This is a genomic window from Actinopolymorpha sp. B9G3, from assembly GCF_040120725.1.
GTDB lineage: Bacteria > Actinomycetota > Actinomycetes > Propionibacteriales > Actinopolymorphaceae > Thermasporomyces.
This window is the reverse complement of the sequence record NZ_JBEEAB010000022.1, coordinates 102,571-114,534: the sequence shown is the minus strand read 5'-3', so window position 1 is coordinate 114,534 and position 11,964 is coordinate 102,571. Positions and strand designations below refer to the sequence as shown.

General features: G+C 69.1%; 10 protein-coding genes. 4 read left to right on the top strand and 6 right to left on the bottom strand.

Features of this window, described 5'->3' with window-relative positions:
- Positions 1-208 precede the first annotated feature (208 nt).
- A complete protein-coding gene (locus ABNF93_RS28565; RefSeq protein ID WP_349331312.1) occupies positions 209-877 on the top strand; it encodes a GntR family transcriptional regulator in 669 nt (222 codons plus the stop codon).
- A gap of 51 nt (positions 878-928) precedes the next feature.
- Here the strand turns inward: ABNF93_RS28565 and ABNF93_RS28560 are convergent, their stop codons facing one another.
- From ABNF93_RS28560 to ABNF93_RS28550, 3 genes are all read right to left on the bottom strand, one after another.
- Positions 929-1,585, bottom strand: a complete 657-nt coding sequence (locus ABNF93_RS28560) for a hypothetical protein (protein WP_349331311.1) — start codon at positions 1,583-1,585, stop codon at positions 929-931.
- Between the two features lie 229 nt (positions 1,586-1,814).
- Positions 1,815-2,765, bottom strand: coding sequence for a threonine ammonia-lyase (locus tag ABNF93_RS28555; RefSeq protein WP_349331310.1), 951 nt, complete (start codon positions 2,763-2,765; stop codon positions 1,815-1,817).
- Between the two features lie 35 nt (positions 2,766-2,800).
- Positions 2,801-4,270 (bottom strand): NAD-dependent succinate-semialdehyde dehydrogenase, encoded by a 1,470-nt coding sequence (locus ABNF93_RS28550; RefSeq protein ID WP_349331309.1) that lies wholly within the window; start codon positions 4,268-4,270, stop codon positions 2,801-2,803.
- A 271-nt stretch (positions 4,271-4,541) separates the two neighbouring features.
- Here ABNF93_RS28550 and ABNF93_RS28545 point away from each other — a divergent pair, with 271 nt between their 5' ends.
- The 3 genes from ABNF93_RS28545 to ABNF93_RS28535 all read left to right on the top strand — a co-directional run bounded on the left by ABNF93_RS28545 (position 4,542) and on the right by ABNF93_RS28535 (position 8,517).
- Entirely contained in the window at positions 4,542-5,813 is a 1,272-nt protein-coding gene (locus tag ABNF93_RS28545) for an aspartate aminotransferase family protein (protein ID WP_349331308.1), read from the top strand.
- Between the two features lie 80 nt (positions 5,814-5,893).
- Positions 5,894-7,078, top strand: a complete 1,185-nt coding sequence (locus ABNF93_RS28540) for a M24 family metallopeptidase (RefSeq protein ID WP_349331307.1) — start codon at positions 5,894-5,896, stop codon at positions 7,076-7,078.
- A gap of 137 nt (positions 7,079-7,215) precedes the next feature.
- Entirely contained in the window at positions 7,216-8,517 is a 1,302-nt protein-coding gene (locus tag ABNF93_RS28535; protein WP_349331306.1) for a mandelate racemase/muconate lactonizing enzyme family protein, read from the top strand.
- 139 nt (positions 8,518-8,656) lie between these two features.
- Here ABNF93_RS28535 and ABNF93_RS28530 read toward each other — a convergent pair whose 3' ends face one another.
- The 3 genes from ABNF93_RS28530 to ABNF93_RS28520 all read right to left on the bottom strand — a co-directional run bounded on the left by ABNF93_RS28530 (position 8,657) and on the right by ABNF93_RS28520 (position 11,952).
- Entirely contained in the window at positions 8,657-9,487 is an 831-nt protein-coding gene (locus tag ABNF93_RS28530; protein ID WP_349331305.1) for a carbohydrate ABC transporter permease, read from the bottom strand.
- An 85-nt stretch (positions 9,488-9,572) separates the two neighbouring features.
- Complete coding sequence (locus ABNF93_RS28525; protein WP_349331304.1) at positions 9,573-10,523, bottom strand: carbohydrate ABC transporter permease; 951 nt, start codon at positions 10,521-10,523, stop codon at positions 9,573-9,575.
- Between the two features lie 61 nt (positions 10,524-10,584).
- Positions 10,585-11,952, bottom strand: a complete 1,368-nt coding sequence (locus tag ABNF93_RS28520) for an ABC transporter substrate-binding protein (protein ID WP_349331303.1) — start codon at positions 11,950-11,952, stop codon at positions 10,585-10,587.
- Between the last annotated feature and the right edge of the window lie 12 nt (positions 11,953-11,964).

Below are 11,964 nucleotides of genomic sequence, written 5' to 3'. Positions count from 1 at the left end.
GTATCCGCGCCCGGCTGGCAAGGCCGAGGAGGAAGGCGCACTGGTCTTGTGCGCCGATCGACGAGAACGCAGCCAGGCGGGATGCGGGACGCCGCGAGCCGATCGTGATCCATCAGACACCCCCTAGGGTCGGCGCGATCGGATGCGCCGGCGTGGTGGTCATTCGATCCACCCGCTGCCGGCGGCCGGGGTCTGGAGAAGAGCACACATGAACGACCTCGTCGGGCAGTCAGGTCTCGGACCGGTCAGCCGCGAGTCCACTGCCAGCATCATCGCGCGACAGCTGCGTAACGCCATCACCCAAGGCATCCTGACTCCCGGCACCCAGCTCGGCGAGACCGAGCTCGCCAACCGGTTGAAGGTCAGCCGCGGTCCACTGCGCGAAGCGATGCAGCGCCTCGTCCAGGAAGGGCTGCTGCGCAGCGAACACAACCGCGGCCTGTTCGTCATCGAGCTCGATGCCGACGACGTGCGCGACATCTACCTCGCCAGGTCCGCGATCGAACGTGCGGCGGTCGCCACCATCTGCGAACGTGATCCCGCCGGCACGGCACGCCGCTTGGAGAAGGCCCACCGCCCGATGGTCACCGCCGCGCGACGCGGCGATCTCAAGGCCCTCAGCGACGCCGATCTCGCGTTCCACCAGCTGCTCGTCGAGGAGTCCGGGAGTCCACGGCTTCGACGCATGCACGACACCCTGCTCGTCGAGACGCGGATGTGTATCGCCGCGCTCGAGCAGACCTGCCAGGTGCCCGAGGCCACCGTCAGCGAGCACGGTGCGATGGTCGAGGCGATCCGAGACCGGGACCTCGAACGCCTCGACAAGCTCATCACCGCGCACACCAACGACGCCTTGTCACGACTGGCGCCCGGCTGAGCTGAACCCCGTCCGAGGGCCGCCGCCGTACGCGCAGTGGCGGCGTCACCGTCACCGCAGAACCAGCTCCCCCAGAGAGACGGGGAGCAGCTTCACCAGCAGCAGGATCAGGACGATCGCCAGCGCCAGAAGGGCGGCCCACGCCACACCCAGGCGACTCCATCGCCGCCGACCTGTCGCGCCGTCGACCCGGCCCGCATCATCGGGTTTCCAGAGTTCCACCACGAGCCGGCCACCGAACGCACCAGCAGCGGCGACGAGGATCCAGATCCACAGGTCCATGTCGATGTCGACCGAGGACGATGCAGCGCCGACCCCGGCGGCCAGGCCGATGACGAGCCCCAGTCCCACCAGCAGTGACCGGGCGATCAGACCCGCCCCGGCGAGGCGTAGCGCAAGGGCCGTCGCGGCCATCGGCAGGATGACGAACACCGGCGTGACCAACGCGACCACGACGAGGATTGCGACCAGCACCGCGGTGAGGAGGAGGAATACCGCGGCGATGACCGCTTCGACGCCGGACATGTCATCGGTCACGGCACCGGAGGTGATGTCGCGGATGATGGCGGTGCCTATGCGTTCGAACAGGACGACGATCAGGAAGCCGCCGACCGGCACGGCGAGGAGCGCCCCCGCGGCAGCCCCACCCGCCGCGGCGAACGACCGTGCCCATGCCGGTACGCCGAGCCGGGGGCGGTCCACCCGCACGTCGTCATGAACTGAGTGCGGGGGCGTGGATCCCTGCCCTGGTTGTGCTTCGTACATCAGGCGTCACGCCCCTCCGAGCCGGCGGCGGCGGTGGCCGGTTCCCTTCATGATCACCGTCATGATCACGGAAGGAGGGCTCGGGTCGCCGCCCAGCCGGGCGAGTCGAAATGATCAACGAGGCACGATAACCCGGCGTCGCGGTGTCGCCAACCGTCGAGGCGTACGCAGGTCAGAGCAGGGAGGTGAGCAGCGCGCGGTCGACGTTGCCGCCGCTCAGCACGGCGACCGCGCGTTGGCCCGGCCGTAACCCGCACCGCCGGTGGAGCAACGCCGCGACCGCGACGGCGCCACCGGGTTCGGTCAGCAGTTTCGTACGTTCGAGAAGGATTCCCATGGCCTCGACGATCTCCTCGTCGCTCACCTGTACGACGTCGTCGACGTAGCGGGTGGCGAGCGCGAGGGTGCGTTCGCTCACGAAGGGCGCCGCCAGCCCGTCGGCGATGGTCGGCGTGCGCGGTAGATGGACGACGTGCCCCTCGGCCAGGGCGGCGTGCAGGCAGGCCGCGCCGGTGGGTTCGACCCCGATCACCCGGACCGAAGGACGCTGCTCCTTGACCACCGCCGCGATACCTCCGACGAGCCCGCCGCCACCCACCGGGACCACGATGGCGTCGAGGTCGGGGACGTCCTCGAGGACTTCGAGCCCGATCGTTCCCTGGCCGGCGATGATGGCCGGATCGTCGTACGGCGGGATCACGACCCGGCCGGACTCGGCGACGATCGCGGGGAAGTCGGCGTGGGTCTCGACCGCGCTCTCCCCGCGCAGGATCACCTCGGCGCCATAGGCCTTCGTCGCGGCGATCTTGCTGGTCTGCGCGGTAGTGGGCATCACGGCGGCGGCGGACACGCCCATGCGGGCAGCCGCCCAGGCCAGTGCCTGGGCGTGGTTGCCGGCGGAGATGCAGATGACACCGCGGTCGCGTTCGTCAGGCGTCAGCCGCGCGAGCCGGTTGAGGACGCCGCGCGGTTTGAACGAGCCGGTCTTCTGCAGGACCTCGGCCTTGACCAGCACCTCCACGCCGGCGCGCCCGTCGAGGCTCGAGACCGACAGGACCGGCGTGCGGAGCAGGTTGGTGCCGATGGTCTCCCGCGCGGCACGCACCGCCTCGAGTCCGACCACGGGACCCGCCTCCTTCCCGACGCAGCCCGAACGCCCTACCTGACGGTGACGTTGATGTACTTCACCTCGAGGAACTCCTCGATGCCGAGCCGCCCACCTTCGCGGCCGATGCCCGACTGCTTCACCCCACCGAACGGCGCCGCCGGCGTCGACACCATGCCCCGGTTGAGCCCGACCATGCCGGACTCCAGGCGTTCGCTGACCCGGATGCCACGCTCGAGATCGCGCGTGTAGACGTACGCGATCAGCCCGAACTCGGTGTCGTTGGCCGCCGCGACCGCCTCGTCCTCGGTCTCGAACACCGTCAAGGGGGCGACCGGACCGAAGATCTCCGTCCGCGACATCTGCGCGGCGGGCGGGACGCCGGTGAGGACGGTCGGCTGGTAGAAGTACCCCGGCCCGCCGACCGCGGAGCCGCCGACCACCGTCGAGGCACCCTGCTTCACCGCGTCGGCGACGAGCGACTGCACCTTGTCCAGGGCGGCGGCGTTGATCAGCGGCCCGACCTGTACGCCGTCCTCGACGCCCCGGCCGACCCGCATCGCGCCCATGCGTTCGGCGAGCCGGCGGGAGAACTCCCCCGCGACGCCGGACTGGACGTAGAACCGGTTGGCCGCCGTACACGCCTCGCCGACGTTGCGCATCTTGGCCAGCACCGCACCGTCGACGGCCGCGTCGAGGTCGGCGTCGTCGAAGACGACGAACGGTGCGTTGCCACCGAGTTCCATCGAGGTACGCATGACGGTGCCCGCTGCCTGCTCGAGCAGCTTCCGCCCCACCGCCGTCGAGCCGGTGAACGACAGCTTGCGCGAGCGCGGGTCGCGGATCAGCGGCTCCATGACACCGGCGGCATCCGTGGTGGTGAGGACGTTGAGTACGCCATCCGGCAGCCCGGCCTCCTGCAGGATCCGGGCGAGCGCCAGCATCGACAGGGGCGTGTCAGGTGCGGGCTTGATCACCATGGTGCAGCCGGCCGCCACCGCCGGGCCGATCTTGCGCGTGCCCATGGCCATCGGGAAGTTCCACGGCGTGATGAGCAGGCACGGGCCGACGGGCTGGCGTACGACGACGAACCGGCTCGTCCCGTCCGGCGACACCGCGTAGCCGCCGTCGATGCGTACGGCCTCCTCGGCGAACCACCGGAAGAACTCGGCGGCGTAGGCGATCTCGCCCTTGGCCTCGGCCAGCGGCTTGCCCATCTCCAGGGTCATCAGCAGGGCGAGGTCGTCCTGGCGTTCGAGAAGGAGGTGGTACGCACGCAGGAGGATGTCACTGCGGGCTCTCGGCGCGGTCGCGGCCCAGGAGTCCTGCGCCTCGACGGCCGCGTCGAGTGCGGCGACGCCATCGGCGGGTGAGGCGTCGGCCACCGTGCACAGCGCCTCGCCGGTGGACGGGTCCTCGACCTTGAACTCCGCGTCACCGGCGGCGGCGCGCCATGTGCCGCCGATCAGGAGTTCCTTGGGTACGTCCGCGACAACCGCGCGCTCGCGCTCGGCCTGGCTCATCTCGGGACACCTCCATGGCATCGCGCGTGTCTGATCACCCCGACCCTCGCCACCTTAGCTCTGACGCCACGAGCTCGTGATCATGAAGGAAAAGCGGCGCATAGACCCCAATTCCCTTCATGGTCATGGTCATGATCACCGTCATGATCACGGAACCGGCGACGGCAAGGGCAGCGCGGCTCGGAAACTCACAGCTGTGAGGGATTGACGTCAAGTATTACAGTCGGATTGTCTGCAATCCAACAGAGCGCTTTGATCTCCAGGGGTCGCCATGGCACAGCTCTCCCCACTCCTCAAGCAGGCCACGCCCGTCCTCGCCGCACGCGGCGAAGGGGTCTACCTCTACGACGAGGAGGACCGGCGTTATCTCGACTTCACCGCCGGCATCGGGGTCACCAGCACCGGTCACTGCCATCCGCGGATCGTCGAGGCTGCCCAACGCCAGGTCGCGACGCTGATCCACGGGCAGTACACGACCGTCATGCACCGTCCGCTGCTCACCCTCGCCGACCGGCTCTCCGAGGTGCTACCGGCCGCGCTCGACCGGGTGTTCTTCGCCAACTCCGGCAGCGAGGCGATCGAGGCGGCGCTCCGGCTGACCCGGCAGGCGACCGGCCGGCCCAACGTCGTCGTCTTCCAGGGTTCGTTCCACGGCCGGACGATCGGCGCGGCCGCGATGACGACGGCCGGTACGAAGTTCCGGGCCGGGTTCTCGCCGCTCATGGGTGGCGTGGTGGTGTCGCCGTTCCCGGATGCCTACCGGTACGGATGGGACCAGCGGGCCGCCACCGACTTCGCGCTGCGCGAACTCGACTACGCCCTCGCCACGCAGACCGCGCCCGACGAGACCGCGGCGTTCGTGGTCGAGCCGGTCCTCGGCGAGGGCGGCTACGTACCAGCGACGCCCGAGTTCCTCGCCGGTCTGCGCACCCGCGCCGACCGGCACGGCATCCTGCTCGTCATGGACGAGGTCCAGACCGGGTGGGGCCGCACCGGGAAGTTCTGGGGACACGACCACTTCGGTGTGACACCCGACATCCTCGTCACGGCCAAGGGCCTCGCCAGCGGCTTCCCGCTGTCGGCAATCGCGGCACCGGCCGACCTGATGTCTAAGGCCTGGCCGGGTTCCCAGGGTGGTACGTACGGAGGAAACGCCGTCGCCTGTGCCGCCGCCCTCGCCACCCTGGACGTGATCCGCGACGAGCACCTGGTCGACAACGCCGCCGCCACCGGCGCCGAGCTCGCCGAGGGACTCCGGAAGGTCGCGGCCGAGTTCCCCGTCATCGGCGACGTACGCGGCCTCGGCCTCATGCAGGGCAGCGAGTTCACCGATCCGGCGGGCCAGCCCGACACCGCGACCGCCCAGCGCGCCCAGCAGGAGGCGGCCCGCCGCGGTCTGCTGCTGCTCACCTGTGGCGCCTTCGGCAACGTCGTCCGCATGATCCCGCCGCTCGTGGTGCGATCCCCGCAGGTCCAGGAGGCGCTGTCGATCTGGATCGAGGCGGTCGGCGCCGCCATAGCTCCACCGACCTCCGAAGGCTGAGTGAGACCGCCGATGACCGAACGACGAGTGGTGGCGCAGCGCCTGGCGCCGTGGTCATGGGACCGACCGAAGGAGCTGCCATGACCGGACTCTTCAACGAACCGTCGAACATCCTCGCCGACGAACTCCCCCAGCGGCTCGACAGCCTTCGGCGGGTCATGCGCGAGCGCGACCTGACGGCGCTGCTGCTCACCGCACCCGAGGACATCTACTACCTGACCGGGCTCGCCCACCAGGGGTACTTCGCGTTCAGCATGCTGGTGGTGCCGTCGGCCGGGCCGTCCGTGCTCGTCACCCGCGAGATGGAACGTACGACGGTCGCGGACCTGGCACCGTCGGTCGTCCACCTGCCGTATGCCGACGACGAGCCCCCGTCTGCCGCTGCCGCCCGGGCCCTGCGTACGGCCCTCGACGGGGCCGACGCCGCGAAGGGGCGGGTCGGCGTCGACCGGGCCGGCATGAACTTCCCGCTTGCCGTGTGGGAGGAACTCGTCGACGCCTGCACGTACGCGGAGTTCTGCGACGGGTCGGGCCTCGTCGAGGACCTCCGCCAGGTGAAGTCCGGCGCGGAAATCGGCTGCGTACGCCAGGCCGCCGAGATCTCGTCGCGGGCGATGGAGGCCGGGATCGCCGCGGTGGCTTCCGGCGTCACCGAACGCGACATCGCCGCGGCCGTGTCCACCACCCTCATCACCGAGGGCAGCGAACCGCCGGGCTTCGTGCCGCTCATCCGCGCCCAGGACCGGCTGTTCCAGGAACACTGCACCTGGACCGACCGCACCATCGTCGAGGGTGACCGGGTGTTCATCGAGCTGTCCGGCTCGGTGGCGCGCTATCACGCCCCGCTCACCCGGATGGTCTACGTCGGTGCGCCCCACCCACAGCTCGCCGAGTCGGCCGCCCTGGTCACGGCCGGCCTGGAGACCGTGCGGGCGGCGCTGGTCCCCGGCGCTCAGGCCGGTGACGTCTATGCCGCCTGGCAGAAGGTCGTCGACGAAGGACTCGGCCACGACCGTTACCGCCGGCACCACTGCGGCTACATGACCGGCATCGGGTTTCCACCCAGCTGGAGCGGCGGCGGCGTGCCCGTCGGCCTCCGCCACGACAGCGAGCTAGAGATCAAGGCCGGCATGGTCTTCCACGTGATCTCGTGGCTGCTCGGTCAGCAGCTGCCCGACTACGTACTCTCCGACACGATGATCGTCACCGGGGACGGCGGCGAGATCCTCACCACCCCCCGCCGCGACCCGCTCGTCACGATGTAACCCGTCCCGATGCAACCCGTCACGATGTAACCCGTCCCGATGCAACCCGTCACGATGCAACCCGTCACGATGTCAGCAGTCTCGATGTAACCCCTCACGATGTCAGCAGTCTCGACCGCCGCCGCGAGGAGCCGCCGATGCGTATCACCGCGATCCGGGCCACGCCGGTGGCCGTTCCCTTCCGCGAGGCCGAGATCTGGGCATACGGCGGTCGCACCGGCATGGTCAGTGTCCTCGTCGAGGTCGACACCGACGAGGGGCTGACCGGACTCGGCGAGGCGTCGGCGTACCCCTCGGCCGACATCGTGCTGGCCGTCCTGCGGTCGCTGGATCCGTTCGTCCTGGGGGAGGATCCGACCGCGATCGAACGCCTCATGAAGCGCATCACGGTCGCCGGCACCTGGCATCACGTGAAGTCGACGAGCCCGGCGATCGGTGCGGTCGAGATGGCCTGCTGGGACATCGTGGGCAAGCTGTGCGGGCAGCCCTTGGTGACGCTGTTCGGCGGGCGGGTCCGCGACCACGTGGAGTACTTCTACTACCTCAGCCGCAAGTCGCCGGCGGAGATGGCATCCGACGCTGCCGCCGGGGTGGCTGCGGGATTTCGGACGCTGTATCTCAAGGTGGGTTCGGACGACCCGGGCGAGGACCTCGCCCGGGTCGAGGCGGTGCGCGCAGGTGGTGGGCCGGACGCGCTGCTGCGGATCGACGCCAACGAGGCGTGGTCGTCGGCGTCCGCGATCCGAATCCTCGCGGAGATGGGGCGTTTCGGGATCGAGCTCGCCGAACAGCCGGTGTCGGGGCGGAACCTTCCCGAGATGGCGTACGTACGCAGCCGGATCCCGATGCCGCTTCTCGCCAACGAGGCGTCGTGGACCCGCTTCGACCAGCTCGACGTCATTCGCCACGGTGCCGCCGACGTGCTCTCGGTCGACAACCAGATGGACGGTGGGCTGCTCAATCTCAAGCGTTCTGCCGGTCTCGCCGAGGCAGCGGGGCTCCCGGTGCTCAAACACAGCCTGGGCGAACTCGGTCTCGCGACCTACGCGGCCTGCCATGTCATGGCGGCGACGCCGAACTTCCTCGCCGCGAGCCAGTCGTACGCCTCCCTCCTCGCCGACGACATCGTGGTGGCTCCCGATCCTGACCGCGCTGCGCCGGCCCCAGGTGCAGCCGGTGCTGCCATTCCTGGCCTCGCAGCCGGTGCAGCCGGTGCAGCCGGTGCAGCCGGTGCTGGGGGTGCACCGGCTGGTGCGGTCGGCCCGCTGCCGTATGTCAACGGTTGCTTGACGCCGCCGAGCGCGCCCGGCATCGGAGTGTCGCTCGATGCCGGGAAGGTCGCGAAGTACGCCGAGGCCTACGCCAGGGACGCGGCCAGCTTCACCTTCCAGCAACGCGATCCCGGCCGGAGCCCGACACCTCTCCTCCCCAAACTCTGACCGGTCCGGGCGGCGGCACGCTCGCAGACCTGTTCCATGATCATGCGCGGGAAACCCGGGCTTTCCGCCCGCGGAAACCGCCGTTTCCCACGCATGATCATGGCCGGCGGTCGAGTCGGCGCCGGGGCTCGCGCCCTCGCTAGCCTTTGAGGCCGCTCGCAAATCCCTTGATGATGTGCTTCTGCAGCAGGAAGTAGATGACCACGATGGGCAGGATCGCGAGCGCCATTCCGGCGAAGATGATTCCCCACTGCGCCGTGAACTCCCCACGGAACGCGAAGATCGCCACCGGCAGGGTCTGCTGCGGGCTGCCACCCACATAGAGCAACGGCGTGAGGAAGTCGTTCCAGATGTTGATCGAACTCAGGATGACCACGGTCCCGGTGATGGGTCGCAGCAGGGGGAACACGATCCGCCGGAATGTCGCCCCTCGACCTGCACCGTCGATCGCCGCCGCCTCTTCGTACTCCCGGGGCAGCGCCCGCGTGAAGCTCGCGTACAGGAAGACGACCAGCGGAAGCTGGTGACCCACCTCGAAGAGGATGAGCGAGGTGTAGGTCCGCAACAGGTTGACGTCGCGCATGAACTGGTACAACGGCACCATGCCGAGCTGCAGCGGCACCATCAGCCCGAGCAGGAACAGCAGGTAGAGCCCGTAGCTCAGCCGGGACATCCGCCGGGCGAGGAAGTACGCCGCCAGCGAGCCGCACAGCACCAGCAACGCGACCGACAGTCCCGCGACGGTGAGGCTGTTGACGAACGCCTGGCCGAGGTCGCCACGTTCCCAGGCCGTCGTGTAGTTCGTGAGGTCGAGCCGCGGCGGCAGCCCCAGCGGGTTCACCGCCACCTCGCGCGGCTTCTTCAACGAGACGGTGAGAAAGACGTAGAACGGAAAGACGAAGGCCAGCGCGACGGCGATCATCGCGACCTCGGCCCCGACCCGGCCCCACGTGAACCGACGTGGGTTCATGCCATTTCCCTTTCGCGTGACCACTGCGGTGCCTCACTCCGGGACGCCTCGTTCCTCGGCGTACCTCCGTGGGGGCTCCTCGTGCTCACGCGTCCACCTCGAACCGCCGCAACGCCTTGAGCTGGAGCATCGCGAACGCGAACACGATCATCGTGAGGACAAGCGCGATCGCGGTGCTGTAGCCGTAGCGTCCGGAGACGAAGGCTTCCTTGTACATCAGCAGGGACAGCGTTTCCGTCGCGTACCCCGGCCCGCCGCTCGTCATCACGAAGACCTGGTCGAACATCTTCAGGCCACTGATCAGGGTGAGCGACATCGCGATGGTGGTCGCCGGGATGAGCAGTGGGAGCGTAATGTGCCGCAGTCGCTGCCACCGGGACGCACCGTCGAGGTTCGCGGCCTCGAGCAGGTCGACCGGCACACCTTGCAGCCCAGCAAGATAGATGACCATGGTGAGCCCGGCGTGCTGCCAGATGACGACGGCGATCACGCTGCCCAACGCGAGCGAGGAGTCGCCAAGCCAGTTCCGCGCGAGCCCGTCCAGTCCGAACGAACGAAGGGCGCCGTTGAGTGGGCCGCCCGGCGTGAGGATGTACTGCCACAGGAAGCCGATGATGACCGGCGGCAGCAGCGCGGGCGCGAAGAACAACGTACGCAGGACGTTGCGGCTCACGAGCGCCAAGTGCAGGACGAGGGCGAGCGCCAGACCGATGAGCGTCTGGACGACGGTCGTCGCCGCCGCGATGACCAGGGTGTTCGTCAGTGCGCCCACGGCCTGCCTGGTCGCGAGCAGTTCGGCGAAGTTGGCGAAGCCGACGACATCCGGGGCGCCACGCCGACCCGCCCAGTCGGTGAAGGCGTAGACGCTCCCGGATGCCGTGGGATAGAGCACGACCAGCGCGTAGATCGCCAACGCCGGAACGACGAAGCGGTACGGAACCTCGCCTCGACGCCGTCCCCGGTGCGACCGATCGGGAGTGGCCGGCCGTGGCTTCTCGGGCGGACTCCCAGTCGCGCGGTCGAGCTCCACGCTCATGGGGTGAGGACGACGAATCCAGGCCCTCGCCGGTTCGTCCGGTCATTCCCCGGCGGCGCGGTCACGGTGTCCCCTTGTCGTAGTCCGCGTCCATCTGGGTGAGCAGCTCCTTGGTGGTGATCTTGCCGTCGAAGAGTTCCTGCCCGGACTGCAACAGCGTCTGTTGGGTGTCGCCGTTCGGCCAGAGGTAGTTGGCGAACGGCGCGGTCCGACCCTCGTCGAACAGTGGCAGGACCGGTTGCAGCGCGGTCTCCCCGAGGTCGACCTCGACGTCGAGGCCGGGGAGCACGCCCAGGGTGGTGGCGTAGGCCTCGACGTTTTCGGGCTTGGCGAGGAACTCCAGAAAGTCCTTCGCCGCGTCCACGTTGTCCGCTGCGGCGTTGACCGCCATGAAGTCAGGCGCGAGCGGGAGATGGGTGTCGGCCGCGTTGTCGGTCGCGGGCAGAGCGAAGACCTCGAAGTCCTCCGCGCCGTTCTCGGCGTAGCCGTAGAGCTGCGGCAGACCGCCCGACACCATGAGGATCATGGCGGACTCACCCGTCGCCACCGACTGCATGCCCTGGTCGAACGGAATGCCCAGCGACCCTTCGCTGACGTAGCCCGCGTCGCGCAGGGACAGGAACTTCGCGTACACGTCGTTCCACGGCTTGTTGTCGACGAAGTCGACGTTCCCGGCCGCCATCTGCTCATCGAGGTCGGGGTTCTCCGCGTAGACGAGGGTGGCGGCGAGGGCGTACATCCAGAACTGCAGGTAGATGCCGTCCTGCAGCGGTGTGGAGATGGGCGTCACACCGGCCGCCTCGAGCTTGTCGCAGGCCGCGAGCAGTTCGCTCCAGGTGGTCGGCACCTCGACGTCGGCGTCGGCGAAGACCTTCTTGTTGTACGCCATGATGATGGCGTTGCGGCTCACCGGGAAGGCGAGCGTCTTGCCGTCGACGGTCGCGAGCGCGGCGGTGTCGTCGGGAATCGCGTCCACCCAGGAGGCATCGGACAGGTCGGCGAGTTCCGCAGTGCCGAGCACACCGGCCGCGACCGGGCTGCTGTATCCCGGCGAGACCCGGATGAGATCGGCGGCCGTTCCGGACGTGAGCTGGATCCTGAGCTGTTCGTTCAGCTCGGAGGTCTCGGCCGAGGAGATGTCGACGGTGGTCCCGGAGGATCTTTCGTACGCCGCGATGAGTTTCGCCAGACCGGTGTTCTGCTCGGTGTTGACGTAGGCGGTCACCTTGGCACCACCTGCGCCCTTGCCCGGCCCGCCCTCGCCACCACCACCACCGTCGTCGGTGTTGACGAAGCCACAGCCGGCGAGGGCGATCGCGAATCCCAGCGCCAGGGCGCCGAACCTGGCGGCGGCGCTCGAGGTCCGGCCGCGCCCGGCGGAACGGGCTCGGGCGAAGCCGCCAGCCACTACAGCGTCATTGCTGCTCATGGATATCCCTTC

Coding starts and splice junctions, on each gene's coding strand:
- ABNF93_RS28565 (WP_349331312.1), top strand. CDS start 209: ATGAACGACCTCGTCGGGCAGTCAGGTCTCGGACCGGTCAGCCGCGAG.
- ABNF93_RS28550 (WP_349331309.1), bottom strand. CDS start 4,270: ATGAGCCAGGCCGAGCGCGAGCGCGCGGTTGTCGCGGACGTACCCAAG.
- ABNF93_RS28545 (WP_349331308.1), top strand. CDS start 4,542: ATGGCACAGCTCTCCCCACTCCTCAAGCAGGCCACGCCCGTCCTCGCC.
- ABNF93_RS28540 (WP_349331307.1), top strand. CDS start 5,894: ATGACCGGACTCTTCAACGAACCGTCGAACATCCTCGCCGACGAACTC.
- ABNF93_RS28535 (WP_349331306.1), top strand. CDS start 7,216: ATGCGTATCACCGCGATCCGGGCCACGCCGGTGGCCGTTCCCTTCCGC.
- ABNF93_RS28530 (WP_349331305.1), bottom strand. CDS start 9,487: ATGAACCCACGTCGGTTCACGTGGGGCCGGGTCGGGGCCGAGGTCGCG.
- ABNF93_RS28525 (WP_349331304.1), bottom strand. CDS start 10,523: ATGAGCGTGGAGCTCGACCGCGCGACTGGGAGTCCGCCCGAGAAGCCA.
- ABNF93_RS28520 (WP_349331303.1), bottom strand. CDS start 11,952: ATGAGCAGCAATGACGCTGTAGTGGCTGGCGGCTTCGCCCGAGCCCGT.